Here is a 19,505-nt window from a genome sequence, read left to right on the forward strand (position 1 = left end):
AACGCACAAGTTTAAGGTTTAAATTCAAAGCACAAAAAAAGGCCACCACTAGGCGACCTTTTTTATTTCTGTATCAGCGCTTATTGGGCGCGAATAACTTCCAAGCCGCCCATATATGGACGCAGTACACTTGGTACCACAACAGAGCCATCGGCTTGCTGATAGTTTTCCAAGATAGCAACCAGGGTACGGCCAACGGCTAGGCCTGAGCCATTTAGGGTATGAAGAAGCTCTGGCTTCTTCTCACCGGCGCGGCGGAAACGCGCCTGCATACGGCGCGCCTGGAAATCACCCATATTTGAACATGAAGAGATCTCACGGTAAGTATCCTGAGCCGGCAACCAGACTTCCAGGTCGTAGGTTTTAGTTGCGCCAAAGCCCATGTCGCCGGTGCACAGCACGACTTTACGATACGGCAGCTCAAGAGCTTGTAGAATTTGCTCGGCGTGGCCGGTTAGCTCTTCTAAAGCCTGCATTGAGTCTCCGGTTTAACCAGTTGTACCAATTCAACTTTATCAAACTGGTGCTGACGAATTAGACCGCGAGTGTCACGCCCATAGCTGCCCGCTTCACTACGAAAACAGGGTGTGTGTGCCGTCATGCGCACAGGTAACTGCTTTTCATCGAAGATTTCATCGCGTGCGCAGTTTGTAAGCGGTACTTCAGCGGTTGGAATTAAGCTAAAACCTGCATCATGCTCGCCCAGTTTTTCGGTGTGGAACAGATCTTCGGCGAACTTAGGCAACTGACCGGTACCGAACAGGCTGTCCTTGTTTACCAAATAAGGCACGTACATTTCGGTATAGCCGTTTTTATCTGCATGAGTATCAAGCATAAATTGCACAAGTGCACGGTGCATACGCGCAACCTGGCCACGCATCACGGTAAAGCGTGCGCCTGATAGTTTTACACCTGCTTCGAAATCCAAGCCTTTATCGAGTGCTTCACCAAGGTCAACATGGTCTTTCACTTCAAAGTCATAAGACTTTGGCTCGCCCCACTTACTTACTTCAACATTGTCAGCTTCATCATTACCTACAGGCACTTCTTGTGCTGGCAGGTTTGGTAAGCCAGACGCGATATCGTTCAGCTCGGCTAAAACATCGTCTTGTTCTTTTTTCGCGTTTTCTAACTCGTCGCCTAAGTGCGCAACGGCATCAAGTAGCGGCTGGATATCTTCACCCTTGGCTTTGGCTTGGCCGATGGCCTTGGAACGGGAGTTACGCTCGCTTTGTAGTTCTTGTGTTTTTACTTGTAGTGCTTTGCGCTTCTCTTCAAGCTCGGCAAGCTTGGCAACGTCTAATTCGAAACCACGCGTTTTTAAACGTGCGGCTGTTTGCTCTACGTCCTGACGGAGATACTTTGAGTCTAACATGTGAGTTATTAACCTTTTTGCGTTGTTAGCATGAGGCCTAGTGCAGCCATAAAAATACACACCCCGACATTGAGCAGGATGTTTAACGCCACTTTCAGCCACTGACCTTGCTGCATTAGCAGCAGGGTATCGAGCGAAAATGTTGAAAATGTTGTTAGTGCGCCTAAAAACCCTATTCCCAGGGTCAGGCGGTGCGGATCGGTCAGTATTTCACGATCCAAAAGGCCGTATAAAACGCCCATTAACAATGAACCGAGAATATTAACCGTCAGCGTACCAAAAGGGAATCCCTTGGACAGGAGTTTTAGTGCTAATTCATTAATACCAAAGCGCATACAAGCGCCAAGCGCCCCACCTAGGGCAATCAAAAGATAGGTATTAATCACGCTCATAGCGTTTACGCAGACTCTGCTGGTCGCGCTCCTTGAGATATTGCAGCTTATCGGCGATGCGCTTTTCCAGACCCCTGTCACTGGGGTGGTAGTACTGAGTTTGCGCAATCTCCGGCGGGAAGAAGCTCTCACCGGCCGCGTAGGCGCCAGGTTCGTCATGGGCATAACGATAATCTGCGCCAAAACCCTGCTCTTTCATCAAGGCCGTGGGTGCATTACGTAAATGTAAGGGCACGTCGAGATCTGCGGTCGCTATGGCATGACGTTTTGCCTCTTTAAAAGCGGTATAAACGGCATTGCTCTTTGGTGCGCTGGCAAGGTAAATGGTGGCCTCGGCGATGGCACGCTCGCCCTCGCTAGGACCCACGCGGTGATAAATGTCCCAGGCGTTTAAAGCCACTTCCATGGCTTTGGGATCGGCGGTGCCGATATCTTCGGTGGCAATAGCCAATAAGCGACGTGCCACATACAGAGGATCACCACCGGCGGTAATAATACGGCAATACCAATATAAAGCCCCGTCCGGGCTTGAGCCCCGAACCGACTTATGAAAGGCAGAAATTAAATCGTAATAGTGGTCACCGCCCTTGTCATAGCGGGCGACCATTTGCGGTGCGACCTGCTGCATAACTTCCTGGTCGATCACCACGCCTTTAGTTGCGGCTGACTCCTTTGCACTAATGGCATAGGTAGCGGCCAGCTCGAGTAAATTAAGCACGCTGCGCGCATCGCCAGAGGCACCCTGGCACAGTTGCTCCAGGCTATCATCGGCAATGCTGATATGAGCATTTATTAACTCATTATCCTGCGTCAGTGCCTGGTTCACCACGGCCTTGAGTTCATCCAGACTCAGCTTTTTCAGGGTGTAAACCCGGGCTCGGGACAGTACCGCATTATTCAGGGCAAAAGACGGGTTTTCGGTGGTCGCACCGATAAAGATAAAGGTGCCGTTTTCCACATAAGGCAACAGGGCATCTTGCTGCGACTTATTAAATCTATGAACTTCATCGACAAATAACAGGCTACGACGCCCTTGCTGCAGGCTCAGTTGCGCTTGCTCGACGGCGTCGCGTATATCTTTCACTCCGGCGGTAACCGCAGAAAGCGTGATAAATTCAGCGTCGCAGTGATGGGCAATAATATGCGCCAAAGTCGTTTTCCCTACTCCCGGCGGACCCCATAAAATAAGGCTGTGGCATTGGCCCGAGGTAATGGCACGGTAAAGGGGCTGATCTGGGCCAAGAATATGGCTTTGGCCTATGTATTTCTGTAATGACGTAGGACGCATGCGCGCCGCAAGTGGGCGCACATCGGGGGCAAAGTCGAGGGAAAAACTATTCGCCACTTAACTGGCTTCCTCGCTGCTCCCTTTGGTCATCAATAAAGACCTGCTCGGGAATGGTAAATTCAAAGCGCCCATCGTCAATGTCGTTATTGATTTGCGCATCCTTGAATTCAAATTTAGAGCGCTGCCCGGATTGGTCGGTAACCTCAAGCGCGGAGATCTGCTCTTGCTCATTAAAATACAAGCTAAGCTGCTCTACCTGGCCCTGCTCCTTGCTAATGGGTTTTACCGCAAAGCCATGTTCAATGGCGGTAATGGTAAATTTTTGCCACAGCTGTTCATCATCCGTGGTTAATAAAATAAAGGGGGTATTGTCGATAAGCTTGGCGGTATCAAGCAAGGTTACCTGCTCGGCAAAAGGATCGAAATAATAGCTGTCGACACCGTTAGAGACGAACAGGGTCTCATCAGGCGTTTGCTGCTGCCAGCGAATTTTACGAGGTTGCTCTAACTGCAACTGACCATTGCTTTCGCTTACCAGCTCGCCTTCAGGGTCAAAAACCTGCTGGGAGAATTCGCTGCTCAGCGAGTTTAAACTCGCTAACTTTTCCTTTAGCGCCTTGGCATCATCGGCCAAGGTATGAGTAGCTGTTAGAGAAAAAAGCACAGCAGACATAAAAATACGTTTCATAATACCTCCAATACAGGCAATTAATTGGCGTTGTTTTTCACCAATACTTCACGGGTGCCATTATGCCCCGGCGGGCTAACCAGCCCTGAAATTTCCATTTGCTCGACCAGGCGAGCGGCGCGGTTGTAACCAACGCGTAGTTTACGCTGCACACTGGAAACCGATACGCGACCACTTTCAATCACAAAAGCCACGGCTTCATCATAGAGCGGGTCGGCCTCACCGTCTTCACCCTCAGGCACCTCGCCCGGCAGTAAGACGTCTTCCACAGCATCGCCATTGAGGATTTCATCCACATAATTTGGCTTACCGCGGGCCTTCCAATCGCTCACCACCGCATGCACCTCATGGTCATCAACGAAGGCACCATGCACACGTATCGGCACGCTGGTACCCGGTGGTAAATACAACATATCACCCATGCCCAAGAGGTTCTCGGCGCCCTGCTGATCTAAAATAGTGCGCGAGTCTATTTTTGACGACACCTGGAACGCCATACGGGTCGGGATATTGGCCTTAATCAGACCTGTGATCACATCCACTGACGGTCGCTGTGTAGCCAGCACCAGATGGATACCTGCGGCACGGGCCTTTTGCGCGATACGGGCGATCAGCTCTTCCACTTTCTTGCCCACTATCATCATCATGTCGGCAAATTCGTCAATCACCACCACGATACTTGGCAACTTATCCAGCTCTTGCGGGCCATCGGCCATCCCATCTGTATCCTTAAACAAGGGGTCGAGAATGGGTTGCCCCGCTGCTTTGGCATCCATTACCTTTTGGTTATAACCCTTAAGGTTACGCACCCCAAGCGCCGACATTAGTTTGTAGCGACGTTCCATCTCACCCACACACCAACGCAGGGCGTTGGCCGCCTCCTTCATATCTGTGACTACTTCACATAAAAGGTGGGGGATCCCTTCGTACACCGAAAGCTCAAGCATTTTCGGGTCGATCATGATCAAACGCACATCTTCCGGCGGCGACTTGTATAGCAAGCTTAAGATCATCACATTAACGCCCACTGACTTACCGGAACCCGTAGTACCGGCTACTAGCAAGTGCGGCATTTTTGCCAAGTCGGCCACTACAGGCTGACCGGCGATGTCCTTACCGAGCACCATGGTTAATGGCGATTTATTCTGTTCAAACTTGGGGGCGTTAATCACTTCCGACAGGCGCACCACTTCACGGTGTTTATTTGGCAACTCCAGACCAACATAGGTTTTACCTGGGATCACTTCAACCACACGCACGCTGACGGCGGAGAGTGAGCGCGCCAAATCTTTGGCTAGACCGGAAATCTTCGCTACCTTAACACCGGGAGCCAGGTCCAACTCAAAACGGGTTACCACGGGACCCGGGTACACGCCAACCACCGCGGCCTGCACGCCGAAGTCCTGTAACTTGGCCTCAACCAAACGCGACACAGCTTCAAGTTCTTCTTCAGAAATCGGGTTCTTTTGTTTGTCCGGGCGATCTAGCAGGTCTAACGAAGGCAAAGGCGCCATAGGGGGCTGCTCGGCCATCAATTGGTCAAACTTTTCTTTTGCCGATAGCGGCTGGTTATTTAAGGGCGTGTGCGCCGCTTGGCCATTAACAGCTGGCTTTGGCATTGCCTGAGGCTCAGATTTAGCTAAGGGTTGCTCACGGTCTAATTCGTTAAGCGCGTCGGCGGTATCAAAGCCTTCACCATCGGTGGCACTAAAGGCCATTTCATCGGCGAAGATATCGTCAAGTTGATCCAATGCCGCATGCTGTTGCTTACGTGGTACAGCAGTGTTATTTGGCGCTAAAGAGTCAGGTTCGATGTTAAACTCACCATCAAAAGCCGGCTCCTCCTTTGCTTGTGATTTAGGCTCGGGAGCAAACATGGCCGCGGCTTTTTCCATTAATGAGGCTGTTTTTTGTTTAGCCGCTGAACTGTCTTTTGTCTGCGTGCTTATTTCCTTGTCTGCAGGCGCGTCCTGAAGCATTTTAACCTCGGCGGCACTGCCTTCAAGGGCCGGTTGCAACTCGGCTTGCTCATATTCATCACGCCACTGACCGCGTTTGCGCTGGAACCAATTCCATAGCCAAAGCCCGGCTTTCATAACCCAGGCACCTAAGGTATCGACAAACTGCACCCAGGAAATACCGGTTAACAGCGTTAAGCCGGCAAAAAAGAAACACAATAAAAGAATGGAGGTGCCGGTAAAATTAAAGGCGGGCATCATGGCGCCGGCGATAACATCCCCTACTACCCCACCGGAAGAAAAATAAAAAATATCATCAAAATTGACCGAACTGATTGCCGTGGCGCTTAGTACAAACAAAACCAGGCCGATAAGGCGCAAGGCCAGAGTGATGTAGTCCAGGCGAAGTACCTGATGGGGACGCTTAAAAGCAAAGTAGCCAAACAGCTGCACGCCAGCGGGCACTAAAAACGCCAACCAGCCAAAACTAAAGAGAAGAATATCGGCCAACCAGGCCCCTGCTGTACCTGTGATATTTTTAACGTCGACAAATTCGCCGGTTTGCGACCAGGATGGGTCGGCAGGATCGAAACTGATAAGTGCGCATAATATGAAAATGGCAAAGGCGGTGCTTATGATTAAGCCCGTCTCAAGTAGTCTTTGTACACCATTTAGGCGCATATTCCTTTATCCTTATTATTTATCTAGATATTTCGGCGCAATACGCCTACCTTACCAATTCTAAGCACAAGATGCACTGGGTTTATAATCAGTAATTGTAATTGCAACCCAGGCTTTACGCCTCTATTAGGGTACCTGGGGACGGATGATCAAAGCCTCTTCCCCTTTGACTTCTTCCATTACTACGTAGGTACGGCTTTCGCTGATGTTTGGCAACTTTAACAGTATGTCGCCAAGTACCTGGCGGTATTCCGACATATCCGTTACCCGCGTCTTTAACAGAAAATCAAAATTCCCCGATACCAGATGACACTCAACAATTTCATCGTGCTTTTTTACCGCCTGGTTAAATTCGTCGAATACATCCGGCGAGGTCTTGGTAATGGTGACCTCTACATACACCAAGAGGCCCTGCCCTAATTTCGCAGGGTCAACCACAGCTTTATAACCACGAATATACCCCTCACGTTCGAGCTTTTTAACCCGCTCCAAACAAGGGGTGGCGCTCAGGCCAATGCGCTTGGCCAGTTCAACGTTAGAAATACGGCCATCACGCTGTAATTCGACTAAAATTTTACGGTCGATTCTATCGAGTTGTTGATGCATGTTTGATAATAGTTAATTGCACTGAATTTAGAATTAATAAAGTTTAATACACTGGCTACAGATTGCAAAATAGTGAGACACACTATTTGGCCATATGTACAATAGTGAAAAATTTTTCCGTTCAAAAAAGGTATAGTTACTTATGATTATCGGTGTACCAAAAGAGATTAAAAACCACGAGTACCGTGTGGGCATGATCCCAGCAAGCGCGCGCGAGCTGATCGCTCACGGTCACGAAGTGATCGTTGAAACCAACGCGGGCTTAGGTATTGGCTTTACCGACGAAGACTATATTGAAGTTGGCGCTAAAATCTTGCCAACTGCAGCTGAGATTTTTGCTCAGGCTGAAATGATCATCAAAGTAAAAGAGCCGCAAGCCGTTGAGCGTGCGATGCTGCGTGAAGATCAAATTCTATTCACTTACTTGCACCTAGCACCAGATCTTCCACAAACCGAAGACCTAGTGAAAAGTGGCGCTATCTGTATCGCTTACGAAACAGTAACCGATGCTAAAGGCGGTCTACCTCTTCTTGCTCCTATGTCAGAAGTTGCTGGTCGTATGTCAATCCAAGCCGGTGCTCAGGCGCTTGAGAAATCTAAGCAAGGTCTTGGCATGCTGCTAGGCGGCGTTCCAGGTGTTGAGCCTGCGAAGGTTGTTGTTATCGGTGGCGGTATGGTTGGTCGTAACGCGGCGCAAATGGCTGTAGGCCTAGGTGCTGACGTAACCATCCTTGACCGTAACATCGACGTACTGCGTAGCCTTAACGCACAATTTGGCTCACTGGCTAAAGTTGTTTACTCAACTGCTGATGCCCTTGAGAAGCACGTTGTTGAAGCTGACCTTGTTATCGGTGGCGTACTTATCCCAGGTGCAGCTGCTCCTAAGCTAGTAACTGCCGAGCACATCAAAGCGATGAAGCCTGGTGCTGCAATCGTTGACGTAGCAATCGACCAAGGTGGTTGTATCGCGACTTCTAAGGCAACTACGCACGATGAACCTACCTTCATCGTTGATGACGTTGTTCACTACTGTGTTGCTAACATGCCTGGTGCGGTTCCTCGTACTTCTACGTTCGCCCTAAACAATGCAACTCTGCCTTACATCATCAAGCTAGCGAACAAGGGCTACAAGCAAGCGCTACTTGAAGACGAGCACTTCCTAAAAGGTCTTAACGTGATCAAGGGTAAGGTAACTTATAAAGAAGTAGCTGAAGCGTTCAACATGGAATATGTTGACCCGCGCAGCGCCGTTGAAACACTATAATTTAGAGTTAGTGTTTACGAAAAACCCGCCAATCGGCGGGTTTTTTATTTGCTTAATATTTTTTAAAAAGGCTAGATAAAGCGCTTGATAATAAAGTCGACCTTTACGCGCTTGGCCTGCCCCAATATCTTTTGTACCGGCTCTGGATAATCGCTCAGCTGCTCTAGTTCGGTGTAACTTTGCAGTCTTGTACAATGGGCCATAATGGCCGCTTTTTCCCGCGCGACCGCGTCCACAAGCTGACCTTTGTGATCATCGATAAAAATACCGTTTTCTATATCCAGACCCCAGGCTCTGGGGTTGAGGTTATGGCCACTTAGCAGGTGGTAACGGTTATCAGAACAAATGCCTTTAAGATGGAACGAGTTCTTCTCATGCTGCCATAAATACACATTGAGGTTACCGGCATCCACATAACGCTGTTGGGTTTTCAAAAACTTAGCCAAGATTGTTTCATATAGATACGGCAGCGCCCCCACCTTGGAGAATTTTTCCTCCGGCGGAATATAGAAATCATTGGCGGTTTTATCCCCCACCACTATGGTGACTTGCTTACCCTGGCGTAATAATCGACGCAATGCGCGTAACAAGGGCGTGGGGAAATTAAAATAAGGGGTATAAAGCACCAATTCCTGTTCGGTGATATCGAACAGCTGCTTGATCAGGCGATTAAGCTTGTTATTTCTGCGTCCTAAACCGATAAATGGGCGTACCGTTAAATCGCTCTCGCCTTCATTTTTGGCCAAGGCATAACTGGCTTTTTTTAGTGCCTTAACCAACTTGCGGTGTTCGCCCTTAATATCGATGAACTTGGGGATGGGTCTTGTGTCCAATCGCGGCACCGCATCACTTGCCAATAACACCTTGTCGGTAAATTCCACAAAGGCGTCACATAGCTGCGCTTGGCGTATCAAAAAATAACGGTCGAGGCGATACTTATCAAAATACTGCAGGTACACATTATTTAGGCTGGCGCCGCTATAAAGTAAGGTATCGTCGATAACAAAACCTTTTAGGTGCAACACGCCAAAAAGCTCTTTGGCCTTCACCGGCACACCGTAAACCTGCACATTGGATTGATGTTGTTCAAGGGCGCTCAGATACAGGGCTGCATTGCCTTCACTGGCCGCTGCGCCAATCAAGCCGCGTTGGGCACGATGGTAATCGACCAATACCTTTACATCTAATTCAGGGTTGTTTTGCGAGGCTTTGTGAAGAGCTTCGAGAATTTCCCGCCCCGCTTCATCGTCCTGTAAATACAAGGCGGTGATATAGATGCGCTGTTTCGCACTGGCGATCAGCTCAAGTAGCTTGGTTCGATAGCTTTTTGCATCAAGTAGTATGTCTATATCTTGTTGTTCGAGGCCATAGCCTGCTTGATGTTGCCAAAAATACATAAGGCCCTTATTTTTCTGCTTCGTCATCAGCTTGGCGCTGTCTGCGAGTTTTTATTTGCCTAGAACATAGCAAAAAAAATATCTAAGGTCATGAAGTAACGCTTAGGCTATCGCTATTTGCTGTTTAATCACACAGTACAGTTATTTTGACAGCCTAGGTATTTATGCAAATGGAAAATTCGTAATTTTGTTTACATATGGATTGTTTTTCTTAGAATCACCCGCATAACCTAATTCTATAAATTCATTTGAGACGTATTATGAGCGCCAAACACTGCAAACTACTTATCCTTGGCTCAGGCCCTGCTGGTTACACAGCCGCCGTTTATGCTGCCCGTGCTAACCTAAACCCGGTATTGGTTACCGGTATTCAACAAGGCGGTCAGTTGACCACCACTACCGAAGTTGAAAACTGGCCTGGCGATGCCCACGGTTTGACCGGCCCTGCACTGATGGAGCGTATGAAAGAGCACGCCGAGCGCTTTGAAACTGAAATCGTCTTTGACCATATCAACGAAGTGAACCTCAATGTACGCCCGTTTGAGCTAAAAGGTGACAGCGGCACTTATACCGCCGATGCCCTGATCATCGCCACCGGTGCTTCAGCTAAGTACCTGGGTCTTGAGTCAGAAACTGCATTCCAGGGTCGTGGTGTGTCTGCCTGTGCAACCTGTGATGGTTTCTTCTATAAGAATCAAAAAGTGGCTGTTGTTGGTGGTGGTAATACCGCCGTTGAAGAAGCCCTTTATCTTTCTAACATCGCTTCTGAAGTACATGTTATCCACCGTCGTGACAGCTTCCGCAGTGAGAAAATCCTTGCCGACCGTCTGTTAGAAAAAGCAGAAAACGGCAACGTGACCATTCACTGGAACCGCACCCTTGACGAAGTTCTGGGTGACGAAATGGGTGTAACTGGTCTGCGTATGAAAGACAGCCATTCTGACGCTACCGAAGAACTTGATTTAGCTGGTGTATTTATTGCTATCGGCCACAAGCCAAATACCGATATGTTCCAAGGCCAACTGGAAATGAAAGACGGTTACCTGGTTGTTGAGTCTGGTCTTAACGGTAATGCGACGCAAACCAGCATCGAAGGCGTATTTGCTGCCGGCGACGTGTCTGATCATATCTACCGTCAGGCCATTACCTCAGCCGGTACAGGTTGTATGGCGGCGCTGGATGCCGAGCGTTACTTAGATAACCTTAAGTAATATAATTGGGGTTTAGGGTTAAGACCCTAGGCCCCAACTTTTATGACTCAGTATTTGCATTACCTTGGTAGCGTTGGAGAAGGTTTCCCCGACCCCAACACAGCTCTGACCCAACCCGATGGCCTACTTGCCATAGGCGGGTGCCTATCGCTGCCGCGCTTGCAGCAAGCCTATCAGCAAGGCATTTTTCCCTGGTATAGCGAAGGCGAGCCATTAATGTGGTGGTCTCCGAGTGAGCGAGCCATTATCGAACTCGATGAGTTTCATATCAGCCGCAGCCTGAAGAAGGCAGCACGCCGTCTTAATACCCGCGTCACCATCAATACTTGTTTTGCCGATGTGATACATGCCTGCAAGATACAACGTCAGGACGTTGAAGGCACCTGGATCACAGATGCCATGGAGCAAGCCTATATCCATGCCCATGAAAACGGCTTAGCGCACAGTGTGGAAGTATGGCAAGACGACACACTTGTCGGCGGCTTATACGGTATTATGCAGTCTCGGGTGTTTTGTGGTGAATCGATGTTTTTCCATGTTCCCGAATGCTCTAAATTGGCCATGTGGGCGCTGGTTGAATTACTCAAAGCCAATAATGGCGCCTTTATTGACTGTCAGTTGATGAATCCCTACCTAGAGCAATTAGGGGCAAAGGCCCTGTCACGCCAGCAATTCTTGACTAAACTAAAGGAAAGTAACCATCAGTCGATAGACTTGTCATTTTGGCAAGCTCGGCAGTTAGAGACTCCTTATGACGCAACACCTTCCGATTAAAATCGGCCTAAGTCAGCGTTTCCCCTGCAGTTACTTGGCCGCTCAGGAAGAGCAATTACTGGTTATTCTAGACCCGGTTTGTTACAGTCCAAATGGATTCGAGGCCTTGTTAAAACAAGGATTTAGACGCAGTGGCGAGCAGATTTACCGGCCCCATTGTCCAACCTGCAATGCCTGTCAGGCGGTGCGGGTATTAGCGCCCCATTATACCCCCAGCCGCTCGCAAAAACGTCTGATAACCAAGGCAAAAGAATTTCAGGTGCGTATCAGTAAGCGCGAAAAAGCCGAATATTATCCCTTGTACGAGCGTTATATTAATGCCCGCCATAACGATGGCACCATGTTCCCACCACAGCGCTCACAATTTGACAGTTTTTTATTTTGTCACTGGATGGATATAGACTTTATTGAGCTGTGGGATAGGGACAAGCTCATCGCCGTGGCGGTCACCGATGTGATGGCCCATTCCCTTTCCGCCATTTATACCTTTTTCGACCCCGATTATGAGCAGTTGAGTCTGGGCAGTTTAATGATCATTAAGCAGATCCAATTGGCGGCAGATTGGGGTAAGCGTTACCTGTATCTTGGTTATCAAATAGACGAGTGTCGTAAGATGCGTTACAAGCTGCAGTACTTGCCCGCACAACAACTGCGCAATAATCATTGGGAAGACGTAATTTGCCTGTAAAATCGACAAATTCAGTGCCTTGGCTTTACTTATCCGTTGCTTTTCGGCACAATCCCATGCGTTTAACTATCACAGAGGTGTTACGCTAGATATGGCGAAAGAAGACGTAATTGAAATGCAAGGTACGGTACTAGAAACCTTGCCTAATACAATGTTCCGTGTAGAGCTTGAGAATGGTCACGTAGTTGTGGCTCACATTTCCGGTAAAATGCGTAAAAACTACATTCGTATTTTAACTGGCGACAAAGTAACAGTGGAACTTACGCCTTACGATCTATCAAAAGGCCGTATCGTTTTCCGTGCACGTTAATACGCCCGCACGCTAAGCCGATTTAGCAAAAAGCCCAGCAAGTGCTGGGCTTTTTGTTATCTGCCGTTTGCCTAACATGTCATTAGGCTGGACTCAATTGCGACGCATAGGTAAATGACAAGCAGTCGTTATCCGTGTCCACATCAACCTGAACGTCGCCGCCGTCAGTCAGGCTGCCGAACAGGATTTCATTGGCCAATGGCTTTTTCAATTGCTCCTGTATTACCCGAGCCATGGGACGTGCCCCCATTGCCTTGTCGTAGCCCTTATGGGCCAGCCAACGACGAGCAGCATCGCTAAGCTCCAGATTAACAGATTTCTTATCAAGCTGGGCTTGCAGCTCCACCAGGAACTTATCCACCACAAGCAGGATGATCTCGCTATCGAGGTGATTAAACCAGATGATGTTGTCGAGACGGTTTCTAAACTCAGGTGAAAACACCTTGTTTATCTCGCTCATAGCATCAAAAGAGCTGTCCTGATCGGCAAAACCTATGCTGTTTTTCACCGTTTCCTGTACCCCGGCATTGGTGGTCAATACCAGTACCACATTACGGAAGTCGGCCTTGCGACCATTGTTATCCGTCAATGTGCCATGATCCATTACCTGCAACAGTATGTTATAGATGTCGCTGTGTGCCTTTTCGATTTCATCGAGTAACACTACGGCGTGAGGGTGTTTTATTACCGCATCGGTCAGCAAACCGCCCTGCTCGTAACCCACATAACCAGGAGGCGCACCAATCAAACGGCTGATCGCATGGCGTTCCATGTATTCGGACATATCGAAGCGTAAAAACTCAATGCCCATGCATTTGGCCAGCTGCTTGGTAACCTCGGTTTTACCCACACCAGTCGGACCGGCAAATAGGAAAGAACCCACCGGTTTGTCTTCATTAGCCAATCCAGAGCGTGATAAGCGAATGGCCGACGATAAGGCGTCAATGGACTGATCCTGACCAAAGACCAGCATCTTGAGGTTGCGGTCCAGGTTCTTCAATACTTCCTTATCGGACGAAGACACGCTTTGCTGTGGAATACGGGCAATCTTGGCAATGATCTGCTCAATATCCGCCACATTAATGGTTTTCTTACGCTTAGACACAGGCTGCAAACGCTGATTGGCGCCTGCTTCATCGATAACGTCTATGGCCTTATCCGGCAAATGACGTTCATTAATGTATTTGGCGCTCAGCTCGGCCGCCGCACGCAGTGCTTTTTGCGTATAACGAATACCATGGTGCTCTTCGTAACGCTCTTTTAAGCCATTAAGAATTTTCGTGGTGTCATCGATACTTGGTTCATTGATATCGATTTTTTGGAATCGACGTACCAAGGCACGGTCTTTTTCGAAAATATTCTTAAATTCGTTATAGGTAGTTGAACCCATGCAGCGTATCTGGCCGCTCGATAACAGCGGTTTGATCAGATTAGATGCATCCATAACCCCACCCGAGGCCGCTCCGGCACCGATTATGGTATGAATTTCATCGATAAAGAGAATGGCACCGGGTTGTTGCTGCAGCTGTTTAAGAAGGCTTTTTAAGCGTTTCTCAAAGTCGCCGCGGTATTTAGTACCGGCAAGCAAGGCACCCATATCCAGCGAGTACACCACGCCATCGGCGATCACTTCAGGTACCTCGTTATTGACGATACGATAGGCCAGGCCCTCGGCAATAGCGGTTTTACCCACCCCAGCTTCACCCACCAGTAGTGGGTTATTCTTTTTACGGCGACACAATACCTGCACCGTGCGCTCCACTTCTTGGTCACGACCAATCAGAGGGTCGACCGAGCCTTTTTGTGCTTCCACATTAAGGTTAGTGGTGTATTTATCGAGAATATTTTGCTCTTCGCTGGCCTCGCCCACCAATTCTTCGGAAATTTCTTCGTGATCGTCAATATGTTCACTTTCATCATCGGCACGGGAAATACCATGAGAGATGAAGTTAACGATATCAAGGCGATTAACATCATGTTTTTTAAGCAAATAAACGGCTTGGCTTTCCTGCTCCGAGAAAATAGCGACAAGCACGTTAACGCCAGTGACTTCACTTTTACCGGACGACTGCACATGAAATACCGCGCGCTGCAGTACACGTTGAAAACCTAAGGTGGGCTGGGTCTCACGCTCTTGTTCAAGATCTGAGATCACCGGTGTGGTTTCATCAATAAACTCAGATAATTCACTGCGTAACAGGGCCAAATCCAAACCGCAGGCAATTAAGGCCTCGTTGGCCGATGGGTTATCCAATAGCGCCAGCAATAAATGCTCGACCGTCATAAATTCATGACGACGGGTGCGGGCTTCTTTAAACGCATCATTTAAAGTAATTTCTAGATCTTTATTTAGCATTGGCAACCCCCAAAACTGAAAAACTCGTTATTCCTGCTCACAACTACAAAGCAGTGGATGCTCATGCTCTCTGGCATAGCGATTAACCTGCTCGGTTTTGGTGTGGGCAATATCTGCAGGATAGATACCGCATACCGCTTTACCCTCATGGTGAACTTTGAGCATAACGTCTGTTGCTCTTTCGCTATCCATATTGAAAAAAGTCATTAAAACTTCGATAACAAAATCCATTGGTGTGTAGTCATCGTTATTGAGTATCACCTTGTATTTACGTGGCGGCTGCAACTTTTGCTTCTGCTCGTCACGACTACGCTCTACAACACCAGAATCTTTCATTCCACTCATAAATAAATATAGTCTTCTCTGTAGATCTCAAGCAAACACGAAATCAAAAATAAATAAACTGTTAAAAAAATGCACAAAATACTTGACTGAATGGGCAAATAAACTACAGTCAAGTTTGGACTGTCTATCTATTAGCCAGTCTATCAAACTATCAGGTTTAGATTAACTAAATTAGTCAACTTATAGAAGGATGTAGAAGTATGGCTTGTGGAAAAGTCAAATGGTTCAACAATGCCAAAGGGTTCGGTTTTATCCAGGAAGTAGGCAGTGAGGAAGACATCTTTGCACACTACTCAACCATTAATATGGATGGATACAAAACACTAAAAGCTGGCCAAGACGTAACCTTCGAATTGCAACAAGGCCCCAAGGGTCTACACGCCACAAACATTCTACCTACTGATGGCTCCGAGGTCATTTGATCGGTAAATGCTAAGCGTCTTGCACTAACAGCTATGCTGTTCGGTCACGTCTAAGAGCGAGCTTATGCTGTAACTAGCTCGCTTTGATCCCCTCTGTACCCCCTTATTTTACTCGTCGCTACGTAAAGTTTTCCCTTATTCTGTAAACAATACTTGAATTTTTAATATCCGCCCTAACCTAAAGGTGAATGGAGCTTTTCTCTTTTGCTTGTTAAACTGCACCGCAGTGACAGCAGATGTCGGTCTTTTTAGGTGGATTTTTTTGCCTAGGCCGATAATACACAACGATAAATTAGGACACAAAATGACCTCGAAAATCATTTACACCAAGACTGATGAGGCGCCAGCTCTGGCTACCTATTCTTTGCTTCCTGTAATCGAAGCAGTTTCAAAAGTTGCTGGTATCGATGTAGAAACTCGCGATATCTCTCTTGCCGGCCGTATTATTGCCCTATTCCCTGAGTTTTTAAACGAAGACCAGCGTATCGGTGATGCCCTTGCCGAGCTAGGTGAATTGGCTAAAACACCAGAAGCAAACATCATCAAGCTTCCTAATATCAGTGCATCAGTACCGCAGCTTAAAGCGGCGATTAAAGAATTGCAGGCCCAGGGTTATGCCCTTCCTAACTACCCTGATGAGCCTAAAAACGAGCAAGAAGAAGATATCAAAGCCCGTTACGACAAGGTTAAAGGCAGCGCCGTAAACCCTGTATTACGTGAAGGTAACTCAGACCGTCGCGCGCCAGCGTCGGTAAAAGCCTATGCCCGTAAAAACCCTCATTCAATGGGTGAGTGGAGCAAGGACTCGCAATCTAGTGTTGTATCAATGACAGACGGCGACTTCTTCGGCTCAGAAAAGTCTGTAACCGTAGAAAAAGCGACCAGCGTACGCATCGAGCATGTGGCTGATAACGGTGACATCACGGTATTGAAGCCAGAAGTAAAACTACTAGACGGCGAGATCATCGACGGTTCTTGCATGAGCGTATCTAAGCTACAGGCCTTTATTGCCGAGCAAATCGATGCAGCTAAAGCACAAGGCGTGTTGTTCTCATTGCATATGAAAGCAACCATGATGAAGGTGTCAGACCCAATCATCTTCGGTCATGCAGTAAAAGTATTCTACAAAGACGTATTCGCTAAGCACGGCGCCCTATTTGAAGAGCTAGGTGTAGACGTAAATAACGGTCTTGGCGATGTATACGCTCGTATTGAAGGCCTAGACGAAGCCAAGCGCAAAGAAATCGAAGCCGACATCATGGCGGTATACGAGCAGCGCCCAGCGGTTGCCATGGTAGACTCAGACCGCGGCATTACTAACTTGCACGTACCAAGCGATGTGATCATCGATGCGTCAATGCCAGCGGCCATCCGTTCTTCTGGTCAAATGTGGAACGCCGACGGTCAGCTACAAGACACTGCTTTCGTAATTCCAGACCGTAGCTACTCTGGCGTATACGATGCGACTGTTGAGTTCTGTAAAGAGCACGGCGCATTCAACCCAAGCACCATGGGTAGCGTACCAAACGTAGGTCTGATGGCACAAAAAGCCGAAGAATACGGTTCACACGACAAGACGTTTGAAATCAAGAGCGCGGGTAAAGTACGCGTTGTTGATGCAAATGACACTGTGCTTATCGAGCATGATGTTGAAGCCGGTGATATCTGGCGTATGTGTCAGGTGAAAGATGCACCTATCCAAGACTGGGTTAAACTGGCCGTAAATCGTGCCCGTGCCACTAACACTCCTGCGGTATTCTGGCTAAATGAAGCCCGCGCACACGATGCCGAGCTTATCAAAAAGGTTAACGCCTACTTGCCAGAGCACGACACCAGTGGCCTGGAAATCCTTATCCTAGACCCAATTGCTGCAACCAAGTTCTCACTTGAGCGTATTAAAGAAGGTCAGGACACTATTTCAGTAACAGGTAACGTACTACGTGACTACCTAACTGACTTGTTCCCAATTCTTGAGCTGGGCACCAGTGCGAAAATGCTGTCTATCGTTCCTCTTATGAACGGTGGTGGCCTATTCGAAACCGGCGCTGGCGGTAGTGCTCCTAAGCACGTACAGCAGTTCCAAAAAGAAAACCACTTACGTTGGGATTCTCTAGGTGAGTTCCTTGCCCTTGCCGCATCTTACGAGCACCTAAGTGCCCGTACTAACAACGCCAAAGCGCAGGTACTTGCTGATACATTGGATCAAGCAACGGCTAAGTTCCTTGACGAGAACAAGTCACCTTCACGTAAAGTGGGTGAAATTGATAACCGTGGCAGCCACTTCTTCCTGACCTTGTTCTGGGCTGAAGCACTTGCTGCACAAGACGCTGATGCGGATCTTAAAGCACGTTTCACTGAGGTAGCAGCGCTACTTCGCGAGAATGAGCAAACCATCATCAAGGAACTAAACGACGCACAAGGTCCAAGCATGGATATCGGCGGTTACTACCAGCCAAATGAAGAGCTTGCGTTCAAAGCTATGCGTCCAAGCAATACTTTCAATGCGATTCTTGCTAAACTAGCTTAATCGTATCGAATGCAATATCAAGGCATCCAATCGGGTGCCTTTTTTATTTTTACTCCATGACAAAAAAGCCCAATAACACACGCTCACGCCCCTTTTCAGGTAAACCAGCGGATAAAACCCGATTTAAGCGTAAACCCGCCAAGCCCAGCGTGCCGCCACAGCAAGTTAAGGTGGTTTTATTCAATAAACCCTATGATGTGCTGTGCCAGTTTACCGATGATGCCAACCGTCGTACCTTGGCCGATTACATAGACATCAAGCAGGTTTATGCCGCAGGTCGTCTCGACCGCGACTCCGAAGGTCTGTTGCTTTTGACCAACTGCGGTAAGTTGCAGCACCAGCTCGCCAACCCCAAGAAAAATACCTATAAAACGTATTGGGTTCAGGTAGAAGGTGCTCTCACCGATGCTGCCTTGCACGCTTTACAACAAGGCGTTGAACTCAATGATGGCATGACCCTGCCCGCCAAAGTCAAGATCATCGACGAGCCACAAGGACTTTGGCCGCGCACGCCGCCAATACGCGAGCGTAAGAATATCCCCACCACCTGGCTTGAAATTCAGATCCGAGAAGGTCGCAACCGCCAGGTGCGACGCATGACCGCCCATGTCGGCTACCCGACCCTGCGGCTCATTCGCGCCGCCATAGGTAGCTATCGCTTGGGCGATTTACAAAGCGGCCAGTACCGTTTGGAGAAAAAACATGTATAGACCTAATGTAACCGTTGCCATGGTGTTAAAAAGTGGCGAGCGTTATTTGATGGTGCAAGAACGTGACAAACTAAGCGGCGAAGTGGTTTTTAATCAACCGGCCGGGCATTTGGAAGAAAATGAATCTCTCCTTCAAGCCTGTACCCGCGAACTTTATGAGGAAACCGGGATCACAGCTGCGCCCTTAGGTCTGGTGGGTATTTACAGTTTGCAGGCAAAAAATGGTGTCCATTATCTGCGCTTTTGCTTTTATGGCGAGCTGGAACAGTGTCTTGAACCCAAGCCGCAGGACCCGGATATCATGGCTTGTCACTGGTTAACACATGAAGAAATCCAATCTCTGGCGCTTCGCTCCGAGTTAGTCCGCCAATGCATTGATGATTCCCAATCGCGGCCCTTGATCCCCCTGAGCCATTTAAGCTATCAAGTGGGTTAACAAGCCCACCTTGCCACTTCAAGCCCTTGGGTAAGCGTGATATAATTCGCGCCTTTAAAGCCAAGTGATGTGAAAAT

17 protein-coding genes and 1 pseudogene are annotated in these 19,505 nt (G+C 48.2%); 9 read left to right on the forward strand and 9 right to left on the reverse strand.

What is annotated here, in order from left to right; genetic code table 11:
- Nucleotides 1–80: 80 nt before the first annotated feature.
- The 6 genes and pseudogenes from serS to lrp form a co-directional block, all read right to left on the reverse strand.
- Nucleotides 81–1,375 (reverse strand): annotated as a pseudogene (serS, locus tag C2M35_RS10020) (serine--tRNA ligase).
- A gap of 8 nt (nt 1,376–1,383) precedes the next feature.
- Complete coding sequence (crcB, locus tag C2M35_RS10025) at nt 1,384–1,767, reverse strand: fluoride efflux transporter CrcB (RefSeq protein WP_249318882.1); 384 nt, start codon at nt 1,765–1,767, stop codon at nt 1,384–1,386.
- Nucleotides 1,754–3,055: a replication-associated recombination protein A gene (locus C2M35_RS10030; RefSeq protein WP_105265283.1), complete on the reverse strand. Its 1,302-nt coding sequence runs from the start codon at nt 3,053–3,055 to the stop codon at nt 1,754–1,756. The genes crcB and C2M35_RS10030 overlap by 14 nt, the downstream gene beginning before the upstream one ends.
- Before the next feature lie 46 nt (nt 3,056–3,101).
- The gene (gene lolA / locus C2M35_RS10035) at nt 3,102–3,743 is read right to left on the reverse strand and encodes an outer membrane lipoprotein chaperone LolA (protein WP_105265243.1); all 642 of its coding nucleotides are present in this window, start codon (nt 3,741–3,743) and stop codon (nt 3,102–3,104) included.
- 20 nt (nt 3,744–3,763) lie between these two features.
- Nucleotides 3,764–6,382, reverse strand: a complete 2,619-nt coding sequence (locus tag C2M35_RS10040) for a DNA translocase FtsK (RefSeq protein WP_105265244.1) — start codon at nt 6,380–6,382, stop codon at nt 3,764–3,766.
- Nucleotides 6,383–6,508: 126 nt separating this feature from the next.
- Entirely contained in the window at nt 6,509–6,988 is a 480-nt protein-coding gene (gene lrp, locus C2M35_RS10045; protein WP_105259130.1) for a leucine-responsive transcriptional regulator Lrp, read from the reverse strand.
- A 142-nt stretch (nt 6,989–7,130) separates the two neighbouring features.
- Here lrp and ald point away from each other — a divergent pair, with 142 nt between their 5' ends.
- On the forward strand, nt 7,131–8,252 hold the full coding sequence (ald, locus tag C2M35_RS10050) for an alanine dehydrogenase (protein WP_105198942.1): 1,122 nt from the start codon (nt 7,131–7,133) through the stop codon (nt 8,250–8,252).
- A gap of 71 nt (nt 8,253–8,323) precedes the next feature.
- On the opposite strand, the gene pssA is transcribed toward ald, so the two are convergent.
- Nucleotides 8,324–9,649: a CDP-diacylglycerol--serine O-phosphatidyltransferase gene (pssA, locus tag C2M35_RS10055; RefSeq protein ID WP_105265284.1), complete on the reverse strand. Its 1,326-nt coding sequence runs from the start codon at nt 9,647–9,649 to the stop codon at nt 8,324–8,326.
- A 257-nt stretch (nt 9,650–9,906) separates the two neighbouring features.
- On the opposite strand from pssA, the gene trxB reads away from it, so the two are divergent.
- From trxB to infA, 4 genes are all read left to right on the forward strand, one after another.
- The gene (trxB, locus tag C2M35_RS10060; RefSeq protein WP_105199095.1) at nt 9,907–10,860 is read left to right on the forward strand and encodes a thioredoxin-disulfide reductase; all 954 of its coding nucleotides are present in this window, start codon (nt 9,907–9,909) and stop codon (nt 10,858–10,860) included.
- Between the two features lie 42 nt (nt 10,861–10,902).
- Nucleotides 10,903–11,634, forward strand: a complete 732-nt coding sequence (gene aat / locus C2M35_RS10065; protein WP_105265245.1) for a leucyl/phenylalanyl-tRNA--protein transferase — start codon at nt 10,903–10,905, stop codon at nt 11,632–11,634.
- Nucleotides 11,612–12,322: an arginyltransferase gene (locus C2M35_RS10070; protein ID WP_105216007.1), complete on the forward strand. Its 711-nt coding sequence runs from the start codon at nt 11,612–11,614 to the stop codon at nt 12,320–12,322. The genes aat and C2M35_RS10070 overlap by 23 nt, the downstream gene beginning before the upstream one ends.
- 91 nt (nt 12,323–12,413) lie before the next feature.
- A complete protein-coding gene (gene infA, locus C2M35_RS10075; protein WP_023401681.1) occupies nt 12,414–12,632 on the forward strand; it encodes a translation initiation factor IF-1 in 219 nt (72 codons plus the stop codon).
- A gap of 82 nt (nt 12,633–12,714) precedes the next feature.
- On the opposite strand, the gene clpA is transcribed toward infA, so the two are convergent.
- Together clpA and clpS are read right to left on the reverse strand one after the other, a co-directional pair.
- Complete coding sequence (clpA, locus tag C2M35_RS10080; protein ID WP_105265246.1) at nt 12,715–14,988, reverse strand: ATP-dependent Clp protease ATP-binding subunit ClpA; 2,274 nt, start codon at nt 14,986–14,988, stop codon at nt 12,715–12,717.
- Between the two features lie 27 nt (nt 14,989–15,015).
- On the reverse strand, nt 15,016–15,333 hold the full coding sequence (gene clpS / locus C2M35_RS10085) for an ATP-dependent Clp protease adapter ClpS (RefSeq protein ID WP_105189777.1): 318 nt from the start codon (nt 15,331–15,333) through the stop codon (nt 15,016–15,018).
- A gap of 200 nt (nt 15,334–15,533) precedes the next feature.
- Here clpS and cspD point away from each other — a divergent pair, with 200 nt between their 5' ends.
- The 4 genes from cspD to C2M35_RS10105 all read left to right on the forward strand — a co-directional run bounded on the left by cspD (nt 15,534) and on the right by C2M35_RS10105 (nt 19,428).
- Nucleotides 15,534–15,755, forward strand: a complete 222-nt coding sequence (cspD, locus tag C2M35_RS10090; protein ID WP_105198938.1) for a cold shock domain-containing protein CspD — start codon at nt 15,534–15,536, stop codon at nt 15,753–15,755.
- 304 nt (nt 15,756–16,059) lie between these two features.
- Entirely contained in the window at nt 16,060–18,282 is a 2,223-nt protein-coding gene (locus C2M35_RS10095) for an NADP-dependent isocitrate dehydrogenase (protein WP_105198937.1), read from the forward strand.
- A 56-nt stretch (nt 18,283–18,338) separates the two neighbouring features.
- Nucleotides 18,339–18,992: an rRNA large subunit pseudouridine synthase E gene (locus C2M35_RS10100; RefSeq protein ID WP_105259127.1), complete on the forward strand. Its 654-nt coding sequence runs from the start codon at nt 18,339–18,341 to the stop codon at nt 18,990–18,992.
- Nucleotides 18,985–19,428: an NUDIX hydrolase gene (locus tag C2M35_RS10105; RefSeq protein ID WP_105265247.1), complete on the forward strand. Its 444-nt coding sequence runs from the start codon at nt 18,985–18,987 to the stop codon at nt 19,426–19,428. Before C2M35_RS10100 ends, C2M35_RS10105 begins: the two co-directional genes overlap by 8 nt.
- The last annotated feature ends 77 nt before the right edge of the window (nt 19,429–19,505 follow it).

The organism is Pseudoalteromonas sp. T1lg76 (genome assembly GCF_002964725.1).
Classification (GTDB): domain Bacteria; phylum Pseudomonadota; class Gammaproteobacteria; order Enterobacterales; family Alteromonadaceae; genus Pseudoalteromonas.

Excerpts from the sequence above, each read along its gene's own strand:
- ald (WP_105198942.1), top strand. The coding sequence starts at position 7,131 with ATGATTATCGGTGTACCAAAAGAGATTAAAAACCACGAGTACCGTGTG.
- C2M35_RS10040 (WP_105265244.1), bottom strand. The coding sequence starts at position 6,382 with ATGCGCCTAAATGGTGTACAAAGACTACTTGAGACGGGCTTAATCATA.
- lolA (WP_105265243.1), bottom strand. The coding sequence starts at position 3,743 with ATGAAACGTATTTTTATGTCTGCTGTGCTTTTTTCTCTAACAGCTACT.
- C2M35_RS10105 (WP_105265247.1), top strand. The coding sequence starts at position 18,985 with ATGTATAGACCTAATGTAACCGTTGCCATGGTGTTAAAAAGTGGCGAG.
- C2M35_RS10030 (WP_105265283.1), bottom strand. The coding sequence starts at position 3,055 with ATGCGTCCTACGTCATTACAGAAATACATAGGCCAAAGCCATATTCTT.
- aat (WP_105265245.1), top strand. The coding sequence starts at position 10,903 with ATGACTCAGTATTTGCATTACCTTGGTAGCGTTGGAGAAGGTTTCCCC.
- cspD (WP_105198938.1), top strand. The coding sequence starts at position 15,534 with ATGGCTTGTGGAAAAGTCAAATGGTTCAACAATGCCAAAGGGTTCGGT.
- pssA (WP_105265284.1), bottom strand. The coding sequence starts at position 9,649 with ATGTATTTTTGGCAACATCAAGCAGGCTATGGCCTCGAACAACAAGAT.
- C2M35_RS10070 (WP_105216007.1), top strand. The coding sequence starts at position 11,612 with ATGACGCAACACCTTCCGATTAAAATCGGCCTAAGTCAGCGTTTCCCC.
- lrp (WP_105259130.1), bottom strand. The coding sequence starts at position 6,988 with ATGCATCAACAACTCGATAGAATCGACCGTAAAATTTTAGTCGAATTA.
- crcB (WP_249318882.1), bottom strand. The coding sequence starts at position 1,767 with ATGAGCGTGATTAATACCTATCTTTTGATTGCCCTAGGTGGGGCGCTT.
- C2M35_RS10100 (WP_105259127.1), top strand. The coding sequence starts at position 18,339 with ATGACAAAAAAGCCCAATAACACACGCTCACGCCCCTTTTCAGGTAAA.
- infA (WP_023401681.1), top strand. The coding sequence starts at position 12,414 with ATGGCGAAAGAAGACGTAATTGAAATGCAAGGTACGGTACTAGAAACC.
- C2M35_RS10095 (WP_105198937.1), top strand. The coding sequence starts at position 16,060 with ATGACCTCGAAAATCATTTACACCAAGACTGATGAGGCGCCAGCTCTG.
- clpS (WP_105189777.1), bottom strand. The coding sequence starts at position 15,333 with ATGAGTGGAATGAAAGATTCTGGTGTTGTAGAGCGTAGTCGTGACGAG.
- clpA (WP_105265246.1), bottom strand. The coding sequence starts at position 14,988 with ATGCTAAATAAAGATCTAGAAATTACTTTAAATGATGCGTTTAAAGAA.